General features: G+C 68.7%; 23 protein-coding genes. 10 read left to right on the forward strand and 13 right to left on the reverse strand.

Going from position 1 to position 25,623, the window contains the following annotated elements; all coding sequences use genetic code 11:
- The first annotated feature begins 170 nt into the window (after nucleotides 1-170).
- From nadB to HUJ28_06695, 3 genes are read left to right on the forward strand one after another with little or no spacing between them, the layout of a single operon-like run.
- Entirely contained in the window at nucleotides 171-1,835 is a 1,665-nt protein-coding gene (gene nadB / locus HUJ28_06685; protein ID MBD3619138.1) for an L-aspartate oxidase, read from the forward strand.
- Between the two features lie 14 nt (nucleotides 1,836-1,849).
- On the forward strand, nucleotides 1,850-2,662 hold the full coding sequence (locus HUJ28_06690) for a sulfurtransferase (protein MBD3619139.1): 813 nt from the start codon (nucleotides 1,850-1,852) through the stop codon (nucleotides 2,660-2,662).
- Nucleotides 2,663-2,714: 52 nt separating this feature from the next.
- Nucleotides 2,715-3,590 carry an AEC family transporter gene (locus tag HUJ28_06695; GenBank protein ID MBD3619140.1) on the forward strand — a complete coding sequence of 292 codons (876 nt, stop codon included), beginning with the start codon at nucleotides 2,715-2,717 and terminating at the stop codon, nucleotides 3,588-3,590.
- 15 nt (nucleotides 3,591-3,605) lie between these two features.
- On the opposite strand, the gene HUJ28_06700 is transcribed toward HUJ28_06695, so the two are convergent.
- From HUJ28_06700 to HUJ28_06730, 7 genes are all read right to left on the reverse strand, one after another.
- Entirely contained in the window at nucleotides 3,606-4,772 is a 1,167-nt protein-coding gene (locus tag HUJ28_06700; GenBank protein ID MBD3619141.1) for an MFS transporter, read from the reverse strand.
- 120 nt (nucleotides 4,773-4,892) lie between these two features.
- Nucleotides 4,893-5,651 (reverse strand): glucose 1-dehydrogenase, encoded by a 759-nt coding sequence (locus HUJ28_06705; protein MBD3619142.1) that lies wholly within the window; start codon nucleotides 5,649-5,651, stop codon nucleotides 4,893-4,895.
- Between the two features lie 21 nt (nucleotides 5,652-5,672).
- Nucleotides 5,673-6,614: an SMC-Scp complex subunit ScpB gene (gene scpB, locus HUJ28_06710; protein ID MBD3619143.1), complete on the reverse strand. Its 942-nt coding sequence runs from the start codon at nucleotides 6,612-6,614 to the stop codon at nucleotides 5,673-5,675.
- Between the two features lie 54 nt (nucleotides 6,615-6,668).
- On the reverse strand, nucleotides 6,669-7,499 hold the full coding sequence (locus tag HUJ28_06715; GenBank protein MBD3619144.1) for a segregation/condensation protein A: 831 nt from the start codon (nucleotides 7,497-7,499) through the stop codon (nucleotides 6,669-6,671).
- Nucleotides 7,500-7,510: 11 nt separating this feature from the next.
- Entirely contained in the window at nucleotides 7,511-8,728 is a 1,218-nt protein-coding gene (locus HUJ28_06720; protein MBD3619145.1) for a tryptophan--tRNA ligase, read from the reverse strand.
- A gap of 26 nt (nucleotides 8,729-8,754) precedes the next feature.
- Nucleotides 8,755-9,435 carry a site-2 protease family protein gene (locus HUJ28_06725; protein MBD3619146.1) on the reverse strand — a complete coding sequence of 227 codons (681 nt, stop codon included), beginning with the start codon at nucleotides 9,433-9,435 and terminating at the stop codon, nucleotides 8,755-8,757.
- 73 nt (nucleotides 9,436-9,508) lie between these two features.
- Nucleotides 9,509-10,132, reverse strand: a complete 624-nt coding sequence (locus HUJ28_06730) for a threonylcarbamoyl-AMP synthase (protein ID MBD3619147.1) — start codon at nucleotides 10,130-10,132, stop codon at nucleotides 9,509-9,511.
- A 128-nt stretch (nucleotides 10,133-10,260) separates the two neighbouring features.
- Between HUJ28_06730 and HUJ28_06735 the strand changes: the two genes are divergently transcribed.
- The 3 genes from HUJ28_06735 to HUJ28_06745 all read left to right on the forward strand — a co-directional run bounded on the left by HUJ28_06735 (nucleotide 10,261) and on the right by HUJ28_06745 (nucleotide 12,137).
- Nucleotides 10,261-10,890 (forward strand): septation protein A, encoded by a 630-nt coding sequence (locus tag HUJ28_06735; protein MBD3619148.1) that lies wholly within the window; start codon nucleotides 10,261-10,263, stop codon nucleotides 10,888-10,890.
- 1 nt (nucleotide 10,891) lies between these two features.
- Nucleotides 10,892-11,191 carry a YciI family protein gene (locus HUJ28_06740; protein MBD3619149.1) on the forward strand — a complete coding sequence of 100 codons (300 nt, stop codon included), beginning with the start codon at nucleotides 10,892-10,894 and terminating at the stop codon, nucleotides 11,189-11,191.
- Nucleotides 11,192-11,288: 97 nt separating this feature from the next.
- Nucleotides 11,289-12,137, forward strand: a complete 849-nt coding sequence (locus HUJ28_06745; GenBank protein ID MBD3619150.1) for a peptidylprolyl isomerase — start codon at nucleotides 11,289-11,291, stop codon at nucleotides 12,135-12,137.
- Nucleotides 12,138-12,206: 69 nt separating this feature from the next.
- Here the strand turns inward: HUJ28_06745 and ligA are convergent, their stop codons facing one another.
- From ligA to smc, 3 genes are read right to left on the reverse strand one after another with little or no spacing between them, the layout of a single operon-like run.
- Complete coding sequence (ligA, locus tag HUJ28_06750) at nucleotides 12,207-14,225, reverse strand: NAD-dependent DNA ligase LigA (protein ID MBD3619151.1); 2,019 nt, start codon at nucleotides 14,223-14,225, stop codon at nucleotides 12,207-12,209.
- A 32-nt stretch (nucleotides 14,226-14,257) separates the two neighbouring features.
- The gene (gene zipA, locus HUJ28_06755; GenBank protein ID MBD3619152.1) at nucleotides 14,258-15,085 is read right to left on the reverse strand and encodes a cell division protein ZipA; all 828 of its coding nucleotides are present in this window, start codon (nucleotides 15,083-15,085) and stop codon (nucleotides 14,258-14,260) included.
- Nucleotides 15,086-15,091: 6 nt separating this feature from the next.
- On the reverse strand, nucleotides 15,092-18,598 hold the full coding sequence (smc, locus tag HUJ28_06760; GenBank protein MBD3619153.1) for a chromosome segregation protein SMC: 3,507 nt from the start codon (nucleotides 18,596-18,598) through the stop codon (nucleotides 15,092-15,094).
- A gap of 249 nt (nucleotides 18,599-18,847) precedes the next feature.
- Between smc and queF the strand changes: the two genes are divergently transcribed.
- Genes queF through cysZ form a run of 3 tightly spaced genes read left to right on the forward strand, consistent with a single transcriptional unit; the run spans nucleotide 18,848 to nucleotide 21,333 of the window.
- Nucleotides 18,848-19,237: an NADPH-dependent 7-cyano-7-deazaguanine reductase QueF gene (queF, locus tag HUJ28_06765; GenBank protein ID MBD3619154.1), complete on the forward strand. Its 390-nt coding sequence runs from the start codon at nucleotides 18,848-18,850 to the stop codon at nucleotides 19,235-19,237.
- Nucleotides 19,238-19,284: 47 nt separating this feature from the next.
- A complete protein-coding gene (locus tag HUJ28_06770; protein MBD3619155.1) occupies nucleotides 19,285-20,586 on the forward strand; it encodes an FGGY-family carbohydrate kinase in 1,302 nt (433 codons plus the stop codon).
- A complete protein-coding gene (gene cysZ, locus HUJ28_06775) occupies nucleotides 20,587-21,333 on the forward strand; it encodes a sulfate transporter CysZ (GenBank protein ID MBD3619156.1) in 747 nt (248 codons plus the stop codon).
- On the opposite strand, the gene HUJ28_06780 is transcribed toward cysZ, so the two are convergent.
- Entirely contained in the window at nucleotides 21,330-22,175 is an 846-nt protein-coding gene (locus HUJ28_06780) for a phosphodiester glycosidase family protein (GenBank protein ID MBD3619157.1), read from the reverse strand. The genes cysZ and HUJ28_06780 overlap by 4 nt on opposite strands.
- Nucleotides 22,176-22,180: 5 nt before the next feature.
- Entirely contained in the window at nucleotides 22,181-23,353 is a 1,173-nt protein-coding gene (locus HUJ28_06785; protein ID MBD3619158.1) for a pyridoxal phosphate-dependent aminotransferase, read from the reverse strand.
- Between the two features lie 23 nt (nucleotides 23,354-23,376).
- On the opposite strand from HUJ28_06785, the gene HUJ28_06790 reads away from it, so the two are divergent.
- Nucleotides 23,377-24,204, forward strand: a complete 828-nt coding sequence (locus HUJ28_06790) for a peptidoglycan DD-metalloendopeptidase family protein (protein ID MBD3619159.1) — start codon at nucleotides 23,377-23,379, stop codon at nucleotides 24,202-24,204.
- A 15-nt stretch (nucleotides 24,205-24,219) separates the two neighbouring features.
- Here HUJ28_06790 and der read toward each other — a convergent pair whose 3' ends face one another.
- Complete coding sequence (gene der, locus HUJ28_06795; GenBank protein MBD3619160.1) at nucleotides 24,220-25,623, reverse strand: ribosome biogenesis GTPase Der; 1,404 nt, start codon at nucleotides 25,621-25,623, stop codon at nucleotides 24,220-24,222.

Consider the following 25,623-nt stretch of genomic DNA (forward strand, 5'->3'; position numbering starts at 1 on the left):
CAGGGCGCGGCCCTCCGCTTCGCTGTCCTGTCATGTTCAAGCATTATCGACCTGTTCGCGGCTGCAAAGTTCATGGGGGAGAAATGGGGAATGGGGCCGTTCGTCGGGGGGCCGAAATTCCGTCCCGGTGCGATGCTGGCCGCCACAAAGTGTGACAAAATACCCCACTCATGACCCAGCCTCAAGCAAACTCGGTCTTTCACGACCACGACGTCCTCGTCATCGGTAGCGGTGCGGCCGGTCTCAGCCTGGCCCTGCGCCTGGCCGAGGATCTGCGTGTCGCCGTGCTCAGCAAGGGGCCGCTGACCGAGGGCTCCACCATGTACGCCCAGGGCGGCGTCTCGGCCGTGATGAGCGAGACCGACTCGGTCGAGTCGCACGTGCACGACACCCTGGAGGCCGGGGCCGGGCTCTGTGACCCCGGCGTGGTGCGCCATGCCGTGGAGAACTCGCGCGACGCCATCGAGTGGCTGATGCACGAGGGCGTACCCTTCAGCATGGAGCAGACCGACAAGGGCGTGACCGGCCTGCACCTCACCCGCGAGGGAGGGCACTCGCACCGGCGCGTGGTGCATGCCGCCGACGCCACCGGCCAGGCCATCGAGACCACCCTGGTCGGCGCCGCCCGCCAGCACCGCAACCTCGATCTCTATGAGCGCTACATCGCGGTCAACCTCATCACCACGGCCAGGCCCGGCACCCGCCCCAACCGCTGCGCGGGGGCCTACGTGCTCAACCGCGACAGCGGCCACGTGGAGGTGTTCCGCGCCCGCTTCGTGGTGCTGGCCACCGGCGGGGCCAGCAAGGTCTACCTCTACACCAGCAACCCGGACACGGCCACCGGCGACGGCATCGCCATGGCCTGGCGCGCGGGCTGCCGGGTGGCAAACATGGAGTTCATGCAGTTCCACCCGACCTGCCTCTACCACCCCGAGGCAAAGTCCTTCCTCATCACGGAGGCCGTGCGCGGCGAAGGCGGCCGGCTGCTGCTGCCCAACGGCGAGCGCTTCATGCCCCGCTTCGACAGCCGCGGCGAGCTGGCCCCGCGCGACATCGTCGCCCGCGCCATCGACCACGAGATGAAGCGCCTGGGCATTTCCAACGTGCTGCTCGACATCAGCCACAAGCCGGCCGACTTCATCCTCGAACACTTCCCCACCGTGCACGCCCGCTGCCTGGAATTCGGTTTCGACATGACGAAGGAGCCGATACCGGTGGTGCCGGCCGCCCACTACACCTGCGGCGGGGTGATGACCGACCTCGACGGCCGGACGGACATCGACGGCCTCTATGCCATCGGCGAGACCGCCTTCACCGGCCTGCACGGCGCCAACCGCATGGCCAGCAATTCGCTGCTGGAATGCCTGGTGTTCGCCAAGGGCGCGCGCGACCACATCATGGCCCATCGCGACCGGCCGGCCGCCGACATCCGGATCCCGCCCTGGGACGAGAGCCGCGTCACCGATTCCGACGAGGAGGTCGTGGTCTCGCACAACTGGGACGAGCTGCGCCGCTTCATGTGGGACTACGTCGGCATCGTGCGCAGCACCAAGCGCCTGAAGCGCGCCAAGAGCCGTGTCGACCTGCTGCTGCACGAGATCCACGAGTACTACAGCAACTTCCGCGTCACCAACGACCTGATCGAGCTGCGCAACCTGGTGCTGGTGGCCGACCTCATCATCCGTTCCGCCCTGGCCCGCCGGGAGAGCCGCGGTCTTCACTATACTCTCGATCATCCGGAGACCGACCCGGCCCTGGACGGCATCAACACCGTGCTGGACCCCGTCGCTTCGCCCGAGACCGCGCCGCCACCTGCCATGGCCGCATCCGACTGACCCGGAGGAGACGCATGCCCGACTGCCCGCTGCTGATGGAGCCCGAGGAACTCGAGTCCCGCCTGGACGATTCCGGCCTGCTCATCGTCGACCTGTGCAAGCCCGAGATCCACGCCCACGGGCACATCCCGGGCGCCCTGCACCTGGACTACGGCGAGATCGTGCGCGCCGAGCCGCCGGTGATGGGGCTGCTGCCGGATGCCGACACGGTCTCCCGGCTCGCCTCGCGGATCGGCCTCACCCCCGACCGCTGCGTGGTGGCCTACGACGACGAGGGTGGTGGCCGCGCTGCGCGGCTGCTCTGGACCCTGGCCGCCTACGGCCATGCACGGATCAGCCTGCTCAACGGCGGCCACCATGCCTGGGCCCGGGAGGGCCACCCCCTCACCCAGGACGAGGAAACCACCTGCCCGAGCGACTACCGGGCGCGCTACGTCGGCGACGTGGTCGCCGATGCCGACTACATCCGCGATCACCTGAGCGATGCGGACGTGGTCCTGCTCGATGCGCGCAGCCCCGACGAGTTCCGCGGCGCCGACCGGCGCGCCACCCACGGCGGCCACATCCCCGGCGCGGTGAACATGGAATGGACCCAGGCCATGGACAGCAGCAACAACCTGCGGGTGAAGAACCCCGAGGTGCTGCTGCCCATGCTGGAACACCTGGGCATCACCCCGGAGCGGGAGGTCATCACCTACTGCCAGACCCACCACCGCTCCGCCCATACCTGGCTGGTGCTCCGGGCCCTGGGCTTTGCGCGGGTGCGCGGCTATCCCGGCGCCTGGTCGGACTGGGGCAACCGCAACGACCTGCCGGTGGAGAACTGACGCACCGGCGGCGCATGCCGCCGACCGCATCCGTCAACGAGCAACATCCCGCGTGAACCTGCTGCCCGTCCTGCAAACCGTCCTGCCCGTCTTTCTCATCGTCGCCCTGGGCTACGGCTACGGCCGGCGCTTCCATACCGAGATCGACACCGCCAACCGGCTCAACATGGACGTCTTCACCCCGGCGCTGATCTTCAGCGCGCTGTCGGCGCAGGGCTTTCACCTGGCGGACTACTCCGAGCTCGCGCTGGCTGCCGCACTGGTGGTGCTGGGTTCGGGGCTGCTGGTGCTGCCCTTCGTCTGGCTGCTGAAGGTGCAGTGGAAGACCTTCGTCCCGCCCATGATGTTCACCAACAGCGGCAACATGGGCATCCCCATCCTGCTGCTCGCCTTCGGCGAGGCCGCCCTGCCCGCCGCCATCGTGCTCTTCATCGTGGAGAACACGCTGCACTTCAGCGTGGGCTTTTACATGATGAATCACCGCGAACGCATCTGGACGATGCTGCGCAACCCCATGATCGCGGCGAGCATCGCCGGCATCGGCGTGAGCCTGAGCGGATTGACCGTGCCGCAGATCATCGCGGTGCCGGTGGAGATGGTGGGGCAGATCGCCATCCCGCTCATGCTCTTCACCCTGGGGGTGCGCATGGTGGATGCCGATCTCTCGGACTGGCGCCTGGGTCTCTGGGCCGCGGTGCTGGCGCCGGGCAGCGGGCTGCTCATGGCCCTGCTGCTGCAGCCCGTCATCGGCCTGTCGAGCCAGCAGTTCGCCTACCTGCTGATCTTCGCCGCCCTGCCCCCGGCCGTGCTCAACTACATGGTGGCGGAAAAATTCGGGCAGGAGCCGCGACGCGTGGCCTCCATCGTCTTCATCGCCAACCTGGCGAGCATCGTCAGCCTCTCGCTGGTGCTCGCCTGGGCCCTGTAGCCGGGCACCGCCCGCTCAGGCCCCGTCGCGGCGCCGTGGCCGCAGCAGCGGCAGCATCGCCAGTACGCCGAGCACCGCGCCCGGCAGCATCAACCAGCTCACCTGCACGCCGAGCCGGTCCCACAGCCCCGAGACCAGCGGGATGGCCAGGGCACTCAGGGCGAAGCCGATGCTGTTCATGATGGCGAGCGCACTGGCCACCCCCTCCGGCGGGGCATGCTGCGAGGCCAGCGCCGAGTACTGGGCCGAGTCGGCGATCACCGCCAGCCCCCACAGCAGCAGCGCGGCCAGCAACAGGGGGGCGGGCAGGCCCTGCAGCCAGGGATAGACCAGGCAGAGCAGGCCGGAGGTGGCGAGCGCGATGACCGCCACCGGGGCGCTGCCGATGTGCCGGCTCCAGCGCCCGGCCAGCACGCAGCCCAGCGCACCGATGCCGATCACCGCGAAGGCGAGCAGCGAGAGGCCGTGGCGCGACGCATCGGGATAGATCCCGGCCAGCAGCAGCGGCACCAGCACCCACAGGGCATAGAGCTCCCACATGTGACCGAAGTAGCCGAAGGCCGCGGCGCGAAACCCCGGGCGGCGGAAGGCGGCGAACACCCCGCCCCAGTTGAGGCGCGCCGCACGCGGCAGGTGCGGTCCATCGCCGAGCAGCACCACCATCACCCCGCCGAGCACGGCCAGGGCCGAGGCGAGGCTCACCACCCAGGGCCAGCCCAGTCCCACGCCCAGCCCCTGCAGCAGATGGGGCGTGGCGGTGCCCAGCGTGAGCATGCCCACCAGCCAGGCCAGGGCCTCGCCGCGCCGCTGTGGCGCCCAGCTCACCACCAGTTTCATGCCCACCGGGTAGATCCCGGCCAGGGCCAGGCCGGTGAGGAAGCGGAAGACCAGGGCCGAGGTCAGCGAGTCCGCCACCCAGGCAAGCCCCAGGTTGGCGAGCGCGCCGCAGAGCGAGGCTGCGAGGAACAGGCGGCTGGCATGAAAACGATCGGCCGTGCCGGAGACGGCGAACAGCAGGGTGCCCGCGATGAAGCCGAGCTGCACCGCCGAGGTCAGCGTGCCCAGGTCGCGCGTGGACAGCCCCCAGGCGAGCAGCAGCTGGTCCCCCACGCCGTTGGCGCTGAACCACAGCGAGGTGCCGAAGAGCTGGGCGATGACGATGAGCGGGACGGCGTAACGCATCGGCCTATGCTAACCGCCGCGGCCGGCGGCGGCGAGGTGCGGGGTGTTTTTCTGGCCATAGAGGCGATGTGTTTGCCTCTGAGTGCCCCGTGCCTTCCGCGGCAAACCCCGTCTTCCCCGCTACTCCTCGTAGATCATCTTCACCGTCATGCCACCGTCGATGACGAGGTTCTGGCCGGTCATGAAATCGGCCTCTTCGATGAGGAAGCGGCAGGCGCGGGCGATGTCCTCGGGCACGCCCACGCGTCCGACCGGATGCTGCAGGCGGTCGCGCTCGCTGTGCTGCGGAGTCTGCGCGCGCGCCGAGTACTGCCAGTCGCCCACCTCGATCCAGCCGGGGCTGATGCAGTTCACGCGGATGCCGTGTTCTCCGAGGCTGATGGCCATGCCGTGGGTGAGTGCGACGATGCCGCCCTTGGATGCCGTGTAGGCCTCGGTGCCGGGTTCGGACATGAGCGCGCGGGTGGAGGCGATGTTGACGATGGCCCCGCCGCGGCCCAGAGCCACCATGCGCCGGGCCACGGCCTGGGCGCAGAGAAAGCTGCCGCGCAGGTTCACGGCGATCACGCGGTCGAAGTCATCGGGGGAGAGTTCGAGAAACGGGGCGTTGCGCTGGATGCCGGCATTGTTCACCAGCGCGTCGGGACAGCCGAAGGCGGCCTCGGTGCGCGCGATCCATTCCGTCACCGCCTCGGCGTCGGCGACATCGACGGGCAGGTGCATGGCGCGACCGCCGGCCGCCTCGATCATCGCCACCAGCTCGGCGCCGGCATCCACCGCCGGATCGGCGAAGGAGACCGCGTAGCCCCGCTGCGCGAAAAACGCTGCAATGCCGCGCCCGATCCCCTGGGCGCCGCCGGTGATGGCGATGGTCTTCATGGAAGGACCACCACCCGGTGACTAGTGCAGCCGCTGCGGGTCATCGTCCCCGGCGGTCGCATCGTCCTCGTCCTCAGACTGATCCTCATCCTCAGGGAAGGACTCGACGTCTTCCTCGTCATCCCGGTCCGCGTCGCCTTCCGCGGGTGAATCATTCTGCGCCGGGGCCTCGTCGAGGACCGGCTCCATGGAGCCCTGCGACTCGGCCTCGGCATCGGCGTCGGTGAACATCGGCATCTCGATGGTGGGCTCGTCCTCGTCGGCGTCGGCGTCAGCGGCGGACGCCTCCCCGGCATCGGCCGCAGCGGACATCGATGCGGCCTCCGTCTCCTCGAAGCGCTCCTCCTCTTCGGCCCCTTCCCGGGCCGCAGGACGCGATGGCGCCTCCTGCGGCTGGTCCGGGTTGTCGAGGCCGAGCTCGGGGTGCAGCTTGTCCAGGTCGCGCAGCTCGGCGAGCGTCGGCAGCTCGTCGAGGCTCTTCAGGTTGAAGTAGTCGAGGAAGCCGCGCGTGGTGCCGTACATGGCCGGCTTGCCCGGCACGTCGCGGTGACCCACCACGCGGATCCAGTCGCGCTCGGTGAGGCTCTTGATGATGTTGCTGCTCACGCTCACGCCGCGGATCTCCTCGATCTCGGCGCGGGTGATGGGCTGGCGATAGGCGATGAGCGCGAGGGTCTCGAGCGTGGCGCGCGAGTAGCGCGGCGGCTTCTCCTCCCACAGGCGCCCCACCCAGTGCGCGAACTCCTGGCGCACCTGGAATCGATAGCCGCTGGCCACCTGCTTGAGCTCGTAGCCGCGCTCGGCGCAGTCGCCCTCGAGATCGCTCAGCGCCTCGCGGATCTCGTCGCGCGTGGGCCGCTCCTCGCCCTCCACGAACAGCTTCTCCAGCTGCTCGACGGCCAGCGGCTGGCTGGCCGCCAGCAGCGCGCCTTCGATGATCTTCTTCAGTTTGGTGTTATCCATGAATGTCCTGCCCCTGATCTCGAGTACACCCTGTTCCATCTCCCGCCGTCCCCGTCACGGCCCTTCGTCCGCCTGGGCGGCACCGGCCGGGCTGACGTAGATCGGCGCGAAGGGCTCGGCCTGCACCAGCTCGATGAGGTGTGCCTTGAGCAGTTCGAGCACGGCGAGGAAGCTCACGACCACGCCGAGGCGCCCTTCCTCGGCCGTGAACAGGGTGGTGAATTCGATGAACTTGTTCGGCTCCAGCTTGCTCAGCACCTGCGACATGCGCTCGCGCACGGAGAGCGACTCGCGCTGGATGTGGTGGTGCGTGAACATGTCGGCGCGGCGCAGCACCTCGGAGAGCGCCAGCAGCAGCTCGCGCAGGTCGACGTCCGGGTCGGGCCGGTCCTGCTTCAGGTCCGGCGGCTGCACCGAGGCCAGGTGGATGTCGCGCTCCACGCGCGGCAGCTCGTCGATGTCCTCGGCGGCCTGCTTGAAACGCTCGTATTCCTGCAGGCGACGGATGAGCTCGGCGCGCGGGTCTTCCTCGTCGTCGGCCTCCACCGGGCGCGGCAGCAGCATGCGCGACTTGATCTCGGCGAGCATGGCGGCCATCACCAGATACTCGGCGGCCAGCTCCAGGCGCAGCTCCTTCATCACCTCGACGTATTCCATGTACTGCCGGGTGATCTCGGCGATGGGGATGTTGAGGATATCGAGGTTCTGACGCTTGATCAGGTACAGCAGCAGGTCCAGCGGCCCCTCGAAGGCCTCGAGGAACACCTCCAGCGCGTCGGGCGGGATGTAGAGGTCCTGCGGCGGCATGGTGAGCGGCTCGCCCAGCACGATGGCGAACGGCATCTCGTGCTGCCCGGCGCCCATGACGGTTGGCTGCTCACTCATGGTGCATGATCTCAACGGTAGGCAAGGCCCATGGCCTTCTTCACTTCGTCGAGGGTCTCCTCGGCGATGTCGCGGGCGGCCTCGCAACCCTCGGCGATCACGCTGCGCACGGCGCCCGGGTCGTCGATGTACTCCTGCGCACGCTCGCGGATGGGCTTGAGCTCGGCAAGCACGGCCTCGATCACCGGGCCCTTGCATTCCACGCAGCCGATGCCGGCGGAGCGGCAGCCCTGCTGCACCCACTCCTTCGTATCCTCGTCCGAGTAGACCTCGTGCAGGGGCCAGACCGGACACTTGGCCGGGTCGCCCGGATCGGTGCGGCGCACGCGCGCCGGGTCGGTGGGCATGGTGCGCAGCTTCTTCTCCACCTCGGCCGGGTCCTCGCGCAGGGCGATGGTGTTGCCATAGGACTTGGACATCTTCTGGCCGTCCAGGCCCGGCATCTTCGAGGCCTTGGTGAGCAGGGCCTGGGGCTCGGGCAGGATGATCTTGCCGGAGCCTTCCAGGTAGCCGAACAGGCGCTCGCGGTCGCCGATGGAGATGTTCTGCTGCGAATCCAGCAGCGCGCGGGCCACGTCCAGGGCCTGGTCGTCGCCCTGCTCCTGGTAGCTCTTGCGCAGCTCGCGATACATCTTGGCGTTCTTCTTTCCCATCTTGTCGATGGCGGCCTCGGCCTTCTCCTCGAAGCCCGGCTCGCGCCCGTAGAGGTGGTTGAAGCGGCGCGCGACCTCACGGGTGAGCTCCACGTGCGCCACCTGGTCCTCGCCCACCGGCACCAGGCCGGCCTTGTAGATGAGGATATCGGCGCTCTGCAGCAGCGGGTAGCCGAGAAAGCCGTAGGTGGCCAGGTCGCGCTCCTTGAGCTTTTCCTGCTGGTCCTTGTAGGTGGGCACGCGCTCCAGCCAGCCCAGCGGCGTGATCATGGACAGCAGCAGGTGCAGCTCGGCGTGCTCGGGCACGCGCGACTGGATGAAGAGCTTGGCGGCCCCCGGGCTCACACCCGCGGCCAGCCAGTCGATCACCATGTCCCAGACGTTGTCGGCGATGACGCCCGGCTCTTCGTAATGCGTCGTGAGGGCGTGCCAGTCGGCGACGAAGAACAGGCACTCGTAGCTGTGCTGCAGCTCGATCCAGTTCTTCAGGACCCCGTGGTAGTGACCGAGATGCAGACGGCCGGTGGGCCGCATGCCGGAGACGACACGTTGGTTTTGCGCGGGAATGCTACTCAAAACAACTCCTCAGGACAGGTTATCTCTCATCCCCACAACGAGCGCACGAACAGCAGCACGTTGGGGAGATTGAAGGCCGATTCGATCAGCCCCGTGAGGTACATCAGCGGCGGCCAGAGCAGATAGCCCAGCAGGCCGACCAGCAGCAGGAACAGCAGGATGAAGAAACCGAAGGGCTCCACCCGGTCCAGCAGGGCCGCGTAGCGCGGCGGCACGATGCCGGCGAGCACCCGGCCGCCGTCCAGCGGCGGGATGGGCAACAGGTTCAGCACCATCAGGATCAGGTTGAGGAAGATGCCCACCGCACTCATGTACATCAGCGGCTCGCCGATGAACGGCGTGCCCGTGTGCAGCATCATACCCAGTTTCATGAGGATGGCCCAGATGAGCGCCATGCCGAGGTTGGCCATGGGCCCGGCCAGGGCCACCAGGGCCATGTCCCGCCGGGGATTGCGCAGGTTGCGAAAGTCCACCGGCACGGGCCTGGCCCAGCCGAAGATGAAGCCGGTGAAGGCGAACAGGGCGATCGGCACGATCACGGTGCCGACGGGATCGATGTGGCGCAGGGGATTGAGCGAGAGCCGACCGAGCTGCTCGGCCGTGCGGTCGCCGTAGTGGCGGGCCACCAGGCCGTGCGCCACCTCGTGCAGGGTGATGGCGAACAGGATGGGCAGCGCGAGGATGCTGATGGCCTGGATGATGCTCATGTCCGGCGCATTATACGTGAAAGGCGGGGGGCGGTATCAGCGAAAAACGCCGCGGCCCGGCAGGCCACAGGGGCTAGTGCTGGTTGAGCCAGCTGATATCGCCCAGCCCCTTGCGCAGCACCTCGGGATGGCCCTCGGTGAGATCGATCACGGTGCTTGGCTCCAGGCCGCTGAAGCCGCCGTCGATCACCAGGTCCACCTCGTGCTCCAGGAACACCCGGATCTGGTAAGGGTCGGTCAGGGGCATGTCCGCATCGGGCATGATGAGCGTGGTGCTCATCAGCGGCTCGCCCAGCTCGGCCAGCAGGGCCTGGCAGATGGCGTTGTCGGCGATACGCACGCCGATGGTCTTGCGCTTGGGCTGCAGGCGCCGCGGCACCTCGTGGGTGGCCTTGAGGATGAAGGTGTAGGGGCCTGGGGTAAGGCCCTTGATCAGGCGGTGGGCGATGTTGTCCATCTTCGCGTAGGTGGAGATATCGGACAGCTCGCGGCACATGAGGGTGAAGTTGTGCTTGTCGTCCAGGTCGCGGATGCGGCGGATGCGCTCCATGGCGTTCTTGTCGCCGATCAGGCAGCCGATGGCATAACAGGAATCCGTCGGGTAGACGACCACTCCGCCCTCCTGGATGATCTTCACCGCCTGGCGGATCAGCCGTACCTGGGGGTTTTCCGGATGGATCTCGAAATACTGGCTCATGCCCGACCTGAAAAACGTTGGAAAAACGGCATTTTACAGAAGCCCACCCGCGATGCCAGCCTCCGCATGGTGTTTTTCGTCCAGACGGCTTCGGGTATGATGGCGCTTTGGGAACCGACGCCGCCCGCATGAAATTCCTCTTCGACTTCTTCCCGGTACTGCTCTTCTTCGTGGCCTACAAGGGCTACGCGGCCCTGCCGGCCCCGGTGGTGGACGCCATCAACACCGTGCTGCCGCTGGGCCTGCGCGCCGGCGAGGCCCAGGATGCCATGTTCTTCGCCACCCTGGTCGCGATCCTCGCCGCCTTCGCCCAGGTGGGCGTCCACTGGCTGCGCACACGCCGCGTCGAGACCATGCACCTGGTCTCGCTGGCCCTGATCGCGGTCTTCGGCGGGCTCACGCTGGCCCTGCACGATCCGCTGTTCTTCAAGTGGAAGCCCACCCTGCTCAACTGGCTGTTCGGCATCGTCATCATCGGCAGCCAGTTCATCGGCCGGAAACCGATCATGGAACGCCTGATGGCCCACGCCATCACCGTACCCGCCGAGGCCTGGCGCAGCGTGAATCTCGCCTGGGGCGTGTTCTTTCTCGCCATGGGCCTGCTCAACCTCTACGTGGCCTACGGCTACAGCGAGGAGGTCTGGGTGAACTTCAAACTCTTCGGGCTAACGGGACTGACATTTGTCTTCGTTATCCTGCAATCCATGTACCTGGCGCGCTTCATGTCCGACGAGACGCCGCAGAACCAGGAGGACTGATATGCTGTACGCCATCATCGGCGAGGACGTCGAGGACAGCCTGGAAAAACGGCTCTCCGTGCGCCCCGCCCACCTCGAACGCCTCGAGGCGCTCAAGGCCGAGGGCCGCCTGCTGGTGGCCGGCCCCAACCCGGCCGTCGACAGCAGCGACCCGGGCGAGGCCGGTTTCACCGGCAGCGTCATCATCGCCGAGTTCGACTCGCTGCGCGAGGCGCAGAACTGGGCCGATGCCGACCCCTACATCGAGGCCGGCGTCTATCGCCAGGTCACGGTAAAGCCCTTCAAGAAGGTATTGCCGTAAGCATGCTGTGAAACCGGTCCCGGCAGACTGCCTCGGCATCTGCCAATCTATCGGGCTTCACGCCACACCCACCACCAAGGACTCAAGGAAATCATCCATGCACATGCGTCATGCAGCCCCCCTCGTCCTGATCGCCGCCCTGGGCCTTGCGGCCTGTAATGATCAGGACCGCGCCACGACCGGCAAGGACAGCACCAACGCCGTGGCCCTCGTCAACGGTCAGCCCATCGACCGGACCACCTTCGACGAGTACATGAACATGAAGCAGCGCATGCAGCCCGGCATGCCGCTCAACCCGGACGTGGTGCTGGAAGAGCTCGTGAACATGGAGCTGCTGGAACAGGCCGCCGAACGCGAGGGCGTGCACGAACAGCCCGAGGTCGTGGCCCAGCTCGAACGCCAGCGTGCCAACGTGCTGATCAACACCCTGCTGCGCGGAAAGCTCGAGAGCATGGAAGTGGACCAGGCCAGGCTCGACGCCGCCTACCAGGAACTGCTGGCCAGCATCCCCTCGCAGGAATACCACGCCCGCCACATCCTGGTGGAGACCGAGGATGCCGCCCGCGCCCTCATCGCCAGGCTCGGTGACGGTGCCGACTTCGTCAAGCTCGCGAAAGAAAACTCCACCGGCCCTTCCGGTCCCAACGGCGGCGACCTCGGCTGGTTCACCGCCGACATGATGGTGCCCGAGTTCTCCGCCGCGGTGGAGTCCCTGGACAAGGGCGACCATACCCGCGAGCCGGTGCACACCCAGTTCGGCTGGCACGTCATCCTGCTCGAAGACGTGCGTGATACGCAGAAGCCGGAACTCGCCGAGGTGGAAGAACAGCTGCGCAACGAACTGCAGCGCGACTTCATCGACGAGTACCTGAACGAACTGCGCGAGTCGGCACTGATCGAGACGCGCCTGGACAAGCCCGCGCCGGAGAGTCCGGACGCACAGTAAGCGTCATCCTCACCGACACGAAAAAGGGGCGTCATCGACGCCCCTTTTTCGTATCCACCCGTCTCCGGCTCAGTCGCCCAGCAGTGCCTTCAGATCCTCCTCGCTCAGGATCTCCACCCCCAGGGACTCGGCCTTGGCCAGCTTCGAACCGGCCTCGGCGCCGGCGATGACGGCCGTGGTCTTCTTCGACACGCTGCCCGAGACCTTCGCCCCCAGGGCCATGAGGCGCGCCTTCGCCTCGTCGCGGGTCATGGACTCGAGCGTGCCGGTGAGCACGTAGGTACGACCGGCCAGGGGCTGCTCGCCGGCCGGTGTCACCTCGATGGCCTCCCACTCGATGCCGGCGGCCAGCAGCCGGTCGATCACCTCGCGGTTGTGCGGCTGGTGGAAGAAGCTCACCACGTGGCGGGCGACGATGGGGCCGACGTCCGGCACCTGCTGCAGGGCCTCCTCGTCGGCCTGCATGAGCGGCGCGAGGTCGCCGAAGTGCAGCGCCAGGGCGCGGGCGGTGGCCTCCCCGACCTCGCGGATGCCCAAGGCGAAGATGAAGCGCTCCAGCGTGGTCTGGCGTGAGCGGTCGATGGCCTCGATCAGGTTCTGTGCCGACTTCTCGCCCATGCGCTCGAGTGAGGCGACCTGCGCCGGCGTGAGACGGTAGAGATCATCCACGTGATCGACCAGCCCTGCCTCGACGAGCTGGTCGACGAGCTTGTCGCCCAGGCCCTCGATGTCCATGGCGCGCCGCGAGGCGTAGTGCTTGATCGCCTCCTTGCGCTGCGCCGCGCAATAGAGCCCGCCCGAGCAGCGGGCCACGGCCTCGCCCTCGGCGCGCACCACCTCGGAACCGCAGACCGGGCATAGCGCCGGCAGCCGCACCGGACGCGCGTCCTTCGGCCGGCGCTCGGCGACCACGCCGACGACCTCCGGGATCACGTCGCCGGCGCGCCGCACGATGACGGTATCGCCGATGTGCACGTCCTTGCGCTCGATCTCGTCCATGTTGTGCAGCGTGGCGTTGCTCACGGTCACGCCGCCGACGAAGACGGGCTCCAGGCGCGCCACCGGCGTGAGGGCGCCGGTACGGCCGACCTGGAACTCGACGTCGCGCAGGAGGGTGATCTCCTCCTGCGCAGGGAACTTGTGGGCGATGGCCCAGCGCGGGGCGCGCGAGACGAAGCCGAGGTCTTCCTGCAGGTCGATGCGGTTGACCTTGTACACCACCCCGTCGATCTCGTAGGGCAGCCGGTCGCGCTGCGCGCCGATGCGCCGGTAGTAGTCGAGGCAGCCCGCCGGCCCCGTGACCACGTCGCGCTCGGGGCAGACGCGCAGGCCCCAGTCCTGCAGGCGCTCGAGGATGGCGCTCTGGCGGTCCGGCAGCGCGGCGCCCTCGACCTTGCCGACGCCGTAGCAGAACATCGCCAGCGGCCGCTCGGCGGTGATGCGCGGGTCGAGCTGGCGCAGGCTGCCGGCGGCGGCGTTGCGCGGGTTGACGAAGGTCTTCTCGCCGCGCTCGCGGGCGCGGGCGTTGAGCGCCTCGAAGCCCTTGCGCGGCATGTACACCTCGCCGCGCACCTCCAGCACCCGCGGCCAGTCCTCGCCGTGCAGCGCGAGCGGGATGGTCTTGATGGTGCGGATGTTCTGCGTGATGTCCTCGCCGGTCACGCCGTCGCCGCGCGTGGCCCCGCGCACCAGCTTCCCGTCCTCGTACAGCAGGCTCACGGCCAGGCCGTCGAGCTTGGGCTCGGCGGCGAACTCGATGTCGTCGTCCGTGCCCAGGCGATCGCGGATACGCTTGTAGAAGGCGTTGAGGTCGTCCTCGCTGAAGGCATTGGCCAGCGAGAGCATGGGAATCACGTGGCGCACCTCGCCAAACCGGTCGGCCGGTTCGGCGCCGACGCGCTGGGTGGGCGAGTCCGGGGTGACGAGCTCGGGGTGCGCGGCCTCCAGGGTCTCCAGCTCGCGCATCAGGCGGTCGTACTCAGCATCCGGTACGGAGGGGTCGTCGAGCACGTAGTAGCGGTAGTTGTGTTCGCGGATCTCGCGACGCAGGGCCTCGATGCGACGGACGATGGAATCAGGCGCGGGCATGGGGGTTTGTTCCTCGGGGATCGCGCGCGGCGTCAGTGACGCGCACGCTCCATTTCCAGGCTGAAGGCGCGCACCCGGTCGCGCATGTGTTCGCTGAGCTGACGGGTGAGCGGGATGCGGTTCTCGGCCAGCAGCTGGCCGTCGATCTCGGCGGCCAGCCGGCCGGCCACCGCGAGCATCTCGTCCAGCGCCTCGAGCGGGCGCAGTGGTCCGGGCAGGCGCATGAAGAGGCTGAGCCCCGGGGTCTGCAGGCCATCGAGGTCCTGCGCGCGCAGGGTGCCGGGCTTGATCATGTTGGCCGCACTGAAGAGCTGGCGGCGCTCGCCGCCGACCTGCGAGTAACAGTGGTAGATGTCCATCTCGCCGAACTCCAGGCCCGCGACCTCCAGCGCGTCGCGCAGGGCCTGGCCGCTCACCCGGCCCTGCCCTTTCGCGGCCACGTGGAGCACGATGATGAGTTCGGGCTCGGGCACGAGTCGGGCCGGCTTCTCCGCCTTCGCCTTGCCGCGACCGAGTTTCGGCACCGCGGCGGCGAGCGGTGACGGCTTCGAGGGCCGGGCCGCGCCGGTGTCCGTCGCTGCCGGCGGCGTCGACTCGACGGGGGCGGGTTCGGGCTGCGGGCGTTCGGCCGCCTCCTCGCGCACCTGGTCGGTGAGCGCGGCGAGTTCCTGGCTGAGATCGCTGTCCAGCGTCTCTTCCTGCTCGGCGCGCACGATGAGACGCACGTCGGAGACGTCGTCCTCGTAGTCGTCCGCCACCGGCAGCTCGCGATGCCGCGGGCGCTGATGACGGCTCACCAGGTAGACGACGATGGCCAGCAGGACGCCGGCGCCGAGGATGATCCAGCGCAGGGTATCCATGAGGGATCAGGCCGTGGCCATCTGCGCCGCTTCCTCGACGTCCACCGCGACCAGGCGGGAGACGCCGGGTTCGCGCATGGTCACGCCGACCAGGCGCTCGGCCAGTTCCATGGTGGTCTTGTTGTGGGTGATGAAGATGAACTGCACCCGCTCGGACATCTCGCGCACCAGGTCGCAGAAGCGGCCGACGTTGGCCTCGTCCAGGGGCGCGTCCACCTCGTCGAGCATGCAGAACGGCGCGGGGTTCAGCTCGAAGATGGCGAAGACCATCGCCACCGCGGTGAGCGCCTTCTCGCCGCCCGACATGAGGTGGATGTTGGAGATGCGCTTGCCCGGCGGGCGCGCCATGATCGACACGCCGGTGGTGAGCAGGTCGTCGCCCGTCATCTCCAGGTGGGCGTGGCCGCCGCCGAAGAGCTTGGGGAACATCTCCTGCAGGCGCGAGTTGACCAGCTCGAAGGTGTCGCGGAAGCGCTGGCGCGTCTCGCGGTCGATCTTGGCGATGGCGCTCTCCAGCGTCTCCAGCGCCTCGATCAGGTCGGCGTGCTGCGCATCGAGGTATTCCTTGCGCTGGCTCTGTTCCTTGTACTCGTCGATGGCGGCGAGGTTGATCGGCCCCAGGCGCTGGATCTTCTGTTCCAGGTCCTGCACCCGCGCCTGCCAGTCGCCGATGCTCGCCCCCTCGGGCATCTCGGCGAGCAGGGTCTCGAGCTGGAACTCGGTCTCGGCCAGCTGCTCGACCACCGTCTGCTGGCGCACCTTGAGCTCCTGCCAGGCCATGCGCAGGCGCTCCAGGCCGCTGCGGGTGTCGTCGGCGCGGCGCTCGGCGGCCATGCGCTGCTGGTCGCGCTCGCGCATGTCGGCCTCCACCGACTGCACCTTCGCCCGCGCCTCGTTGAGTTCCTTTTCCACCTGCATGCGACGCCCCAGCAGCGCCTCGAGCTCCTGCTCCAGTTCCGCCACCGGCGAGCCGCCCTCCTGCATGGCCTCGCGCAGCTCCTCGCAGCGCCCCTCCAGCTGGCCGAGCTGCTCGTGCATGCGCTCAAGGTTTTGGCGCGTGCCCTGCTGGGCGGTGCGCAGGGATTCCATCTTCAGCGCGATCTCGTGGGCGCGCTGGCGGTGTTCCTGGGCCTGACGGCGGGCCTCGTCGAGCGTGGCGCGCAGCTGCTCGCGGCGCCCGTCCAGCCCTTCGCGTTCGTGCGAGAGCTGCTCCATGCGCTCCACCGCCTCGTTGCGCCGGGCGGTGGCCTGCTGCAGTTCCTCCTGCGCCTGCTGGATCTGCGCGCGCAGCTCCTCGGCCTCCTCGGTCACCTTGCCGCGGCGGCCCTCGATCTGTTCCAGGCGGCCTCGGCGGCTGGTGAGCTGGGCGTTGAGGTCGGCATGGGCGCGGTGCAGGCGGTTGACCTCCACCTGCAGGGCCTCGCGCCGGGCCTCGACCTCGCGCAGGCCGTCGCGGCCGGCCGCCAGCGCCTCTTCCAGCGCCTCGATGCGGGCGGTGAGCTCCTCCAGCTGCTGCTGCAGGCCGCGGATCTCCTGCTCGCGGGCGAGCACGCCGGCATGGGCGTCGGCGTCGCGCGAGACACGCAGCCAGCTGGCCCCCAGCCAGATGCCGTCGCGGGTGATGACCGACTCGCCGGCCCCCAGGCGGGGGCGCAGGGCGAGGGCCTCGTTGAGGGTATCCACGGCATGCACGCCCGCCAGCAGGCCGGTCAGCGACCAGGGGGCCCGGACCCGGGTGGCCAGCAGGTCGCCCGTGGCGGCGGAATCCGCGCCTGCCTGACGGGTGTCGAACAGCAGCAGCGAACCGCTCTCCAGGCTCCCCAGCACACCGGTGACGGTGTCGATGTCATCGACGCACACGGCCTCGAGGTAGTCGCCGAGCACGGTCTCGACGGCGCGTTCCCAGCCCGGCTCGGCCTGCAGCTCCTCGGCCAGGCGCGGGGCGTCGGCCAGGCGCTGCTCGGTCAGCCACTGGGTGACGGACTCGGTCTTCTCGCCCAGTGCCGCCTGCTGCAGGGCCTCCAGCGAGGCCAGGCGGCCGCGCGCGCCCTGCAGCTGCCCGCGCAGCTCGTCGAGCTCGCGGCTGAGTTCGCGGTTCTGCTCGCGACGGACGTTGATGCCCTCGATGGCCTCGTCGAGCTGGGCCTGCTGTTCGTCGGCGGCGGCACGGGCCTCCTCGGCCTGCCGTTCCAGGCCCTCGATCTCGCCGCGCACCCCCGTGTCGGAGAGTGTGCCGAGTTCCTGTTCGAGCTTCTCCAGGCGCTGGCGGTACTGCGTGATCTGGCGGTCCAGGTGTTCCATGCGCGTGCGCTCGACCTGGGCGATCTCGCTGGGCTCGGCGCTGCGCCGGCCGAGGTCCTCCCACTCGCCCTGCCACTGCTGCATGGCCTGCTCGGCCTCGGCCAGCTGGGCGGCGGCCTGTTCCTGTCCGCCCTCGGCCTGCTGGTGTTCGGGTTCGAGCGTGGCGATCTGGCCGGCGAACTCCTCCAGCTTGCCCTCGTCCTGGGCGATGTGTTCGCGCGCCTGCGCCAGCGCCTGCTCGGCCTGGCCGAGTTCGCGTTCCTGGCGGAAGCGCATCTCGCGGTTGTGCTGGATGGACTGCTCCACGCGCGAGATGTCGCCGCCGATCTTGTAGTAGCGGCCCTGCACCTCGTTGAAGGCCTCGTTGGCCTCCACGTGCAGCTCGCGGTCCTTCTCCAGCGAGGCCTCGAGGTTGCGGATCTCGGCCACGATCTGTTCCAGGCGGGTCTCCTGCTCGCGCAGTTCGCGTTCGCGGGCCTCGACGTCGCCGGTGAGCGACTGCTGGCGCAGGGCCAGCAGCTCGGCCTTCGCACGGCGTTCCTCGCCCTTGAGCTCCTTGAAGCGCTCGGCGGTGCGGGCCTGGCGATGCAGGTGGTTGAGCTGTTTCTCGATCTCCTCGCGCAGGTCGTTGAGCCGGTCGAGGTTTTCGCGGGTATGGCGGATGCGGTTCTCGGTCTCGCGGCGGCGCTCCTTGTACCTGGAGATGCCGGCGGCCTCCTCGATGTAGACGCGCAGCTCCTCGGGCTTGGCCTCGATGAAGCGCGAGATCATGCCCTGCTCGATGATGGCGTAGCTGCGCGGGCCGAGGCCGGTGCCGAGGAAGATGTCGGTGATGTCGCGACGGCGGCAGCGCGCACCGTTGAGGAAGTACTGCGACTGGCCGTCGCGCGAGACCTGGCGCTTGACGGCGATCTCGCTGTACTGCGCGTATTCGCCGCCGAGCGTGCCGTCGCTGTTGTCGAAGACCAGCTCGATGAAGGCCTGCCCCACCGGCTTGCGCGAGGACGAGCCGCTGAAGATGACGTCGTCCATGGAATCGCCGCGCAGGTGCTTGGCCGAGGTCTCGCCCATCACCCAGCGCACCGCGTCGATGGTGTTCGACTTGCCGCAACCGTTGGGGCCGACGATGCCGACGAGGTTGCTGGTGAGCTCGATGGTGGTGGGATCGACAAAGGACTTGAAGCCCGCGAGCTTGATCTTCTTGAGGCGCATGCAGCGAATTACCCGATGATTATTGTGATCGCGATGGTTCTGTGCGTGTTCAGGCCCCTGCCGGGGATGCCGGACCGGAACCGTCCGGGCCAACGCCTGTCATCCTGTGGGGCTTATCGCCCCAAAGCCGGGCCCGCGTCAACCTCGTGCGTCGCCCGGAATTCCCCGACCTGCCGGCCCCGGCCGGTGGTATAATGGCGGCCTTTCGTTAAGCCGCTGATTTGTCAGCCCTATTCTTCTGGAGTCCGTATGTCCACGCAGCCGAGCAAGACGCTGGAGACCTTCGACAACCCACAGCCGGAGCGGGATTATACCATCCGAATCCGCGTCCCCGAATTCACCTGCCTGTGCCCGAAGACCGGCCAGCCGGATTTCGCCATCCTGCACCTCGACTACGTGCCGGATCAGCGCTGTGTGGAACTCAAGTCGCTGAAGCTCTACGTCTGGTCCTTCCGCGACGAGGGCGCCTTCCACGAGGCCGTGACCAACCGCATCCTGGACGACCTGGTGGCGGCCACTGCGCCCCGCTTCATGCGCCTGACCGCCGAGTTCAACGTGCGCGGCGGCGTGTACACCACGGTGGTGGCCGAGCACCGCGACCCGAACTGGCAGCCGCCCCAGCCCGTCCAGCTGCCCTGAGCGGCCACCTTGCGCGGCCATCCCGAACTACCAGCCGCGATGTGGGCATGACGGACACGAGCCCTCTCTACGTCGGCATCGACTTCGGCACCTCGGGTTGCCGGCTCATCGGCATCACCGCCGACGGCCGCGTGGCTCTGCAGGCCAGCCAGCCGCTGCCGCCCCCCGACAGCAACGGGGCCGGCGTGGAGCAGCCCGCCGGCCTCTGGTGGGAGGCGCTCAGCGCCCTGCTGAGCGAGCTGCCGGCCGCCCAGCGGGGACGGATCGCGGCCATCGCCATCGACGGCACCTCCGGCACGGTCCTGGTCACCGACGCCGCCGGCTGCCCCCAGGCCCCCGCCCTGATGTACAACGACGGCCGGGCGCAGGCGGAGGCCGCGCGCATCGCCCCGCTCGTCCCCGCCGCCAGCGGCGCCCACGGCCCCACCAGCTCCCTGGCCAAGCTGCTCTGGCTGTGCGCACAACGGCCCTGTCCGCCCGACGGCCACGCCCTGCACCAGGCCGACTGGCTGGCCAACCGCCTGGCGGGACGCCTCGGCATCTCGGACGAGAACAACGCCCTCAAGCTCGGCTACGATCCCATGGCCCGGCGCTGGCCGGACTGGCTGGCCGCGACCGGGCTGGATACCCGCCTGCTGCCCGAGGTCCTGCCGCCCGGCACGCCCATCGGCCCGCTCGACCCGGTGGTGGCCCACCGCCTCGGCCTGCCGGCCCAGGCCCGCGTCGTCACCGGGACCACCGACAGCATCGCCGCCTTTCTCGCCACCGGCGCGGATCGCATCGGCGATGCGGCGAGTTCGCTCGGCAGCACCCTGGCGCTGAAGGTGCTGTCCGACACCCCGGTGTTCGATCGCGATACCGGGGTCTACAGTCACCGCCTGTGGGACCGCTGGCTGGCCGGCGGCGCCTCCAACAGCGGTGGCGCGGTGCTGGAGCACTACTTCACCCGCCAGCGGCTGGACGAACTCACGCCGCTGATGGACCCCGGCCAGCCCACCGGGCTCGACTACTATCCGCTGGTGCGCCCCGGCGAGCGCTTCCCCGTGAGCGACCCCACGCTCGCCCCGCGCCTGGAGCCGCGCCCCGCCGAGGACCACCGCTTCCTGCAGGGGCTGCTCGAGGGCATTGCCCGCATCGAAGAACGCGGCTATCGCCGGCTCGAGGCCCTGGGTGCCCCCTGGCCCGGCCGCGTCTTCAGCGTGGGGGGCGGGGCCGCCAATCCCGTGTTCATCCGCATCCGCGCGGGGCTGCTGGCCTGCGAGATGGCTCGCCCCGTGCACACCGAGGCCGCCTACGGCGCCGCCCTGCTCGCGCGCCGCGGCAGCCTTGCCAACCCAGAGGAGGACTGAATGCTCAAGGATCTCATCGCCGGCATGGGCTTTGCCCGTCGCGGCTTCGGTCTCATCACCCTGCCGGGCATCCGCCGCTTCGTGGCGATCCCGCTCGCGATCAACATCCTGCTGTTCGGCCTGGGCATCTGGTATCTGGCCGGTGAGTTCGAGGCCTTCATGGACCGGATGCTGCCCGACTGGCTGGACTGGGCGCGCTGGATCCTCTGGCCGCTGTTCGCCCTCACCCTGTCGATCGCGGTGTTCTATACCTTCACCGTGGTGGCCAACCTCATCTCCGCCCCCTTCAACGCCCTGCTCGCCGAAAAGCTGGAGCAGAAACTCACCGGCCAGCCGCTGGACGGGGAGTTCAATCTCGGGGCCCTGATGAAGACGGTGAAGGACGCCATCGTCAGCGAACTGCGCAAGACCGCGTATCTGATCGTGTGGCTGATCCCGCTGCTGATCCTGTTCCTGATCCCGGGGCTCAACCTGCTGGCGCCGTTTGCCTGGGCGGCCTTCGGCGCCTGGATGCTCGCCATCGAGTACGCCGACTACCCCATGGGCAATCACGGCATGCTGTTCCCGGACGAGCGTCGCCTGCTTTCACAGGAGCGCGGCCTGGCCTTCGGCTTTGGCGGCAGCGTGCTGCTCATGACCATGATCCCGGTGCTCAACTTCCTGGCCATGCCGGTGGGCGTGGCGGGCGCCACCGCGATGTGGGTGGACCGGCTGCAGGCCACGCAGGCGCGGCTGGCGAAGGGCTAGCGGCGCTCGATCCCGATCACGTTCGGCACCGGCCACAGCGAGGGCCCGCCCTCGCCGACGGCGTAGCCGCTGCCCAGGCTGCCGACGAACTCCTGCACGAAGTCGCCGCTCTCCACGTAGAGCTGCGCCTGCACCCCACCCTCGGTGTACATGGCCCGCTCGATCCCCAGCGGCAGGGCCCGCAATTCCTCGATGAGCACGTACATGCTGTAGGGGGCGCGCACGTGCACGAACAGCACGCGCCCCTGCGCATCGGTTGCGATCAGCGCCGTGCTCCAGCGCCGTTCGTTCTCCGCCCACACGTTGCGCCCCGTGCAGGACACCATGCGGATGCTCTGCACCAGCGTGGCGTATTGCTCGCGCAGGGCCTCGAAGTCGTCGCACTCGCGATCGATGAGCCGTACCGGCGGCAGGCCGGGCACGCGTGGATCGAAGGCCAGTACCGTCTTGTCACTGGAGAGCCGCGGATTGTTCACGTGGCCGGGGGCGCGCATGAGGGAGACACTGGAGAGGAAGTCGGCCTGGAACATGCTGGCGTTGATGGCCGCGACCAGGCCGGCCTGCTGGGCCCAGCCCCGCGCCGTGTAGGGCCGGCGCGCCTCGGTGGCCGAGGCCGCCAGCAGGCGGAAACGGAAGTGCGCGGGATCGATGCGCAGGACATGGGCGATGCCCGTTCGCTCGTCCAGCGGATGCGGCATCTCGAAACGGCCGAATTCCAGCCCGGGCTCCAGCCGCTGCCAGAGGTCATCCGCCTGCAGGATCGCAGGCAGCGCCAGGCACAACAGGCCCAGGAGCAACAACCCCGCGACGACACTGCGTGAACTGCCCCCGTGACGCATCATCCCCTCTAGCCCCGGTACAGGAAGTCCTCCAGCCGTTCGACGCCCTCGCGCAGCCGGTCCAGGTTGGTGGTGTAGGCGAAGCGCACATGCTCGGCGGCGCGGTGACGGCCGAAATCCAGCCCGGGCGTCGCCGCCACACCGGCCTCCTGCAGCATGCGGTTGCAGAGTGCGAAGCTGTCGTGATCCAGCGCCCGGCTGTTGGCATACAGGTAGAACGCGCCCTGCGGCGTCACCGGGATCTCGAAGCCCAGTCGCCGCAGCTTGGGCAACAGGAAGTCGCGCCGCTCGCGGAAGGCCTGCCGGCGCTGCTCCAGGATCTCGATGGTCGCGGGGGCGAAGGCCGCGAGCGCGGCATACTGCGCCGGGGTGGAGGCGGCGAGAAAGAGGTTCTGCGCCAGCTTGTCGAACTCGCGCTCGTAGCCCTCGGGCACCACCACCCAGCCCAGACGCCAGCCGGTCATGCCGAAGTACTTGGAGAAGCTGTTGATGACGAATACCCGGTCGGAGACCGACAGCGCCGTGGGGGACTCCGTCTCGTAGACCAGGCCGTGATAGATCTCGTCGACGATCAGCTGGCCGCCCTGCGCCGCCACGAGTTCCGCCATGGCGCGCAGCTCGCGGGCCGGTACCAGCGTGCCGGTGGGATTGGCCGGCGAGGCGATCAGTGCAGCGGTGGTGCGCCCCGTCCAGTGCTTGCGCAGGGCCTGTGCCGTGAGCTGGTACTGGGTATCGGCATCCACCGGGATGTACCCCGCCTCGCCCTCCACCAGGCGCACGAAGTGGCGGTTGCAGGGATAGCCCGGATCGGCCATCAGCACCTGCGCGCCCGGGTTCACCAGCACGGCCAGCACCAGCTGCAGGGCGCCGGAGGCACCGGGCGTGACGATGATGCGCGACGGCGAGACGTTCACACCGTAACGCGAGGCATAGAAGCCCGCGATGGCCTCGCGCAACTCGGGCAGGCCGGCGGCCGGCGTGTAGTGGGTGCGGCCCTCGGCCAGGGCGCGCTGGCCGGCCTCGATGATGGGTGCGGGGGTGGGAAAGTCCGGCTCGCCGATCTCCATGTGCACGATGTCGCGCCCCTCCGCCTCCAGGGCACGGGCGCGCGCCAGGATGTCCATGACGTGAAAGGGCTGGATATCCGCCATGCGGCGGGCGATACGCGGCTTGCCGTTCATGACCCGCATGGTAGCATGCCCCCATGCGTATCCTGTCCCTCCTGATCGGCCTTTTGTTCGCCCCGTCACTGTTCGCCGAGGGCCTGCCGCGGCATGCCCCCGTACCCGGTGGCGTGGCCGTCGTCGAGTTCCGGGCACCGGCAGATGCCGCCCCCACCGCCTGGTATGGCGAGCGTCCCGTCCTGGTGCTGCCGGGAGACGGGGGGCACGTGGCCGTGGTCGGGTTGCCGCTGGATGCCGCCGTCGGCACCCACGAACTCACCATCGCCTGGGCCGACAACCGCAGCACCATCCCCTTCGAGGTAAGCGCGAAGGAATACGCCACCCAGCACCTCACCATCAAGGACCGGAGCAAGGTGGACCTCAGCCAGGCCGACCTCGAACGTCACTGGCGCGAGCAGGCCGTGGTGCGCGACCTGCTGCGCACCCGCAGCGACGCCCTGCCCGCCCTGGATTTCCTGCAGCCGGTGGAAGGCCCCTACGCCAACACCTACGGCAAGCGGCGCATCATCAACGGCCAGCCGCGCAACCCGCACCGCGGCATGGACATCCCGGCGGCCGAAGGCACGCCCATCCGCGCGCCGGCCGACGGCGTGGTGATGCACAGCGGGGATTTCTTCTTCTCGGGGAACGTGCTGTATCTGGATCACGGCCAGGGCGTCATCACCCTGTATGCACACCTGGCACGCATCGACGTGGCGCCGGGCCAGCGCGTGGCGCGCGGCGAGGTGATCGGCACGGTGGGTGCCACCGGGCGCGTCACCGGCCCGCACCTGCACTGGAGCGTGTACCTCAACCGCAACGCTGTGAACCCCGAGCTGTTCCTGCCCGAGACCACCGCCGCGCCCTAGGCGCGACGATCCGGACTACTTCTTCTTGCTGCGCTTGATGTGACGCATCATGCGGTCGCGCTTGTACTGCTGGCGCGGGGTGAGCGTGTTGCGGCGCCCGGCATAGGGGTTCTCGCCGGTCTTGAATTCGATGCGGATGGGCGTGCCCACGAGCTTGAGGCGCGTGCGGAAGAAGTTCACCAGGTAACGCTTGTAGGCGCCCGGCACCCGCTCTGTCTGGTTGCCATGGATGACGACGATGGGCGGGTTGTGCCCGCCCTGGTGGGCGTAACGCAGCTTGATGCGTCGCCCGTGCACCAGCGGCGGCTGGTGCTGGATCACGGCCTGCTCCAGCAGGTCGGTGAGCTTCGAGGTGGAGACGTCCAGCATGGACGAGTCGTAGGCCCGCTGCACCGCCGCGTAGAGCTCGCCCACCCCGGTGCCGTGCAGGGCCGAGACGAAGAAGCGCTCGGCGAAGTCGAGGAACGGCAGCTTGATCTCGATCTCGTGGCGCACCTTGTCGCGCTGCTCGGGCGTGAGCCCGTCCCACTTGTTGATCGCCACCACGATGGCCTTGCCAGCCTCCATCACGTGGCCGACCAGGGTCGCGTCCTGCTCGGTGATGCCCTCGCGCGCATCCAGCACCAAGATGCTGACGTGACAGGCCTCGATGGCCTGCAGTGTCTTGATCACGCTGAACTTCTCGATGGCCTCGCTAACCCGTGCACGACGCCGCACGCCGGCGGTGTCGATCAGGGTATAGGCCTGGCCATCGCGCTCGAAGGGGATCTCGACGCTGTCGCGCGTGGTGCCCGGCTGGTCGAAGGCCACCACCCGCTCCTCGCCCATGATGCGGTTGATGAGCGTGGACTTGCCGACGTTGGGACGGCCGACGAAGGCGATGCGGATGCCCTTCGCCTCCTCTTCCTCCGGACTGGCCCCGGGGGCCTCCGGGAAGGGCTCCATCACCCGGTCGACCAGGGCGTTGATGCCCCGCCCATGTGCCGCGGCAATGGCGATCGGCTCGCCCATGCCCAGGCTGTAGAAGTCCATGGATGCGGCCTCGGCATCGATGCCGTCGGTCTTGTTCACCACCAGGTACAGCGGCTTGCCGGTGACGCGCAGCTCGCGGACGATGGCCTGGTCGGCCGCGGTCACGCCGGCACGCCCGTCCACCAGGAACAGCAGCACGTCGGCCTCGGCGATGGCCTGGCGGGTCTGCACGGCCATGTACTCGTCGATGCCCTCGGACTCACCGCTCAGGCCCCCGGTGTCCACCACCACGAAGGGACGTCCGCCGACGCGGCCGATGCCGTACTTGCGGTCGCGGGTGAGCCCCGGGAAATCGGCCACCAGCGCGTCGCGGCTCTTGGTGAGTCGGTTGAAGAGGGTCGATTTGCCCACGTTGGGGCGGCCGACCAGGGCGATGACGGGATTCAT

The organism is Chromatiales bacterium, from assembly GCA_014762505.1.
Lineage (GTDB): Bacteria > Pseudomonadota > Gammaproteobacteria > SpSt-1174 > SpSt-1174 > SpSt-1174.

Bases quoted from the DNA above. Each gene is read 5' to 3' on its own strand.
- HUJ28_06785 (MBD3619158.1), bottom strand. From the start codon at position 23,353: ATGAACGGCAAGCCGCGTATCGCCCGCCGCATGGCGGATATCCAGCCC.
- nadB (MBD3619138.1), top strand. From the start codon at position 171: ATGACCCAGCCTCAAGCAAACTCGGTCTTTCACGACCACGACGTCCTC.
- HUJ28_06740 (MBD3619149.1), top strand. From the start codon at position 10,892: ATGCTGTACGCCATCATCGGCGAGGACGTCGAGGACAGCCTGGAAAAA.
- HUJ28_06735 (MBD3619148.1), top strand. From the start codon at position 10,261: ATGAAATTCCTCTTCGACTTCTTCCCGGTACTGCTCTTCTTCGTGGCC.
- HUJ28_06705 (MBD3619142.1), bottom strand. From the start codon at position 5,651: ATGAAGACCATCGCCATCACCGGCGGCGCCCAGGGGATCGGGCGCGGC.
- der (MBD3619160.1), bottom strand. From the start codon at position 25,623: ATGAATCCCGTCATCGCCCTGGTCGGCCGCCCCAACGTGGGCAAATCG.
- ligA (MBD3619151.1), bottom strand. From the start codon at position 14,225: ATGCCCGCGCCTGATTCCATCGTCCGTCGCATCGAGGCCCTGCGTCGC.
- HUJ28_06790 (MBD3619159.1), top strand. From the start codon at position 23,377: ATGCGTATCCTGTCCCTCCTGATCGGCCTTTTGTTCGCCCCGTCACTG.
- HUJ28_06770 (MBD3619155.1), top strand. From the start codon at position 19,285: ATGACGGACACGAGCCCTCTCTACGTCGGCATCGACTTCGGCACCTCG.
- scpB (MBD3619143.1), bottom strand. From the start codon at position 6,614: ATGGATAACACCAAACTGAAGAAGATCATCGAAGGCGCGCTGCTGGCG.
- HUJ28_06715 (MBD3619144.1), bottom strand. From the start codon at position 7,499: ATGAGTGAGCAGCCAACCGTCATGGGCGCCGGGCAGCACGAGATGCCG.
- HUJ28_06700 (MBD3619141.1), bottom strand. From the start codon at position 4,772: ATGCGTTACGCCGTCCCGCTCATCGTCATCGCCCAGCTCTTCGGCACC.
- cysZ (MBD3619156.1), top strand. From the start codon at position 20,587: ATGCTCAAGGATCTCATCGCCGGCATGGGCTTTGCCCGTCGCGGCTTC.
- HUJ28_06690 (MBD3619139.1), top strand. From the start codon at position 1,850: ATGCCCGACTGCCCGCTGCTGATGGAGCCCGAGGAACTCGAGTCCCGC.
- HUJ28_06730 (MBD3619147.1), bottom strand. From the start codon at position 10,132: ATGAGCCAGTATTTCGAGATCCATCCGGAAAACCCCCAGGTACGGCTG.
- HUJ28_06780 (MBD3619157.1), bottom strand. From the start codon at position 22,175: ATGATGCGTCACGGGGGCAGTTCACGCAGTGTCGTCGCGGGGTTGTTG.
- HUJ28_06725 (MBD3619146.1), bottom strand. From the start codon at position 9,435: ATGAGCATCATCCAGGCCATCAGCATCCTCGCGCTGCCCATCCTGTTC.
- queF (MBD3619154.1), top strand. From the start codon at position 18,848: ATGTCCACGCAGCCGAGCAAGACGCTGGAGACCTTCGACAACCCACAG.
- zipA (MBD3619152.1), bottom strand. From the start codon at position 15,085: ATGGATACCCTGCGCTGGATCATCCTCGGCGCCGGCGTCCTGCTGGCC.
- HUJ28_06745 (MBD3619150.1), top strand. From the start codon at position 11,289: ATGCACATGCGTCATGCAGCCCCCCTCGTCCTGATCGCCGCCCTGGGC.
- smc (MBD3619153.1), bottom strand. From the start codon at position 18,598: ATGCGCCTCAAGAAGATCAAGCTCGCGGGCTTCAAGTCCTTTGTCGAT.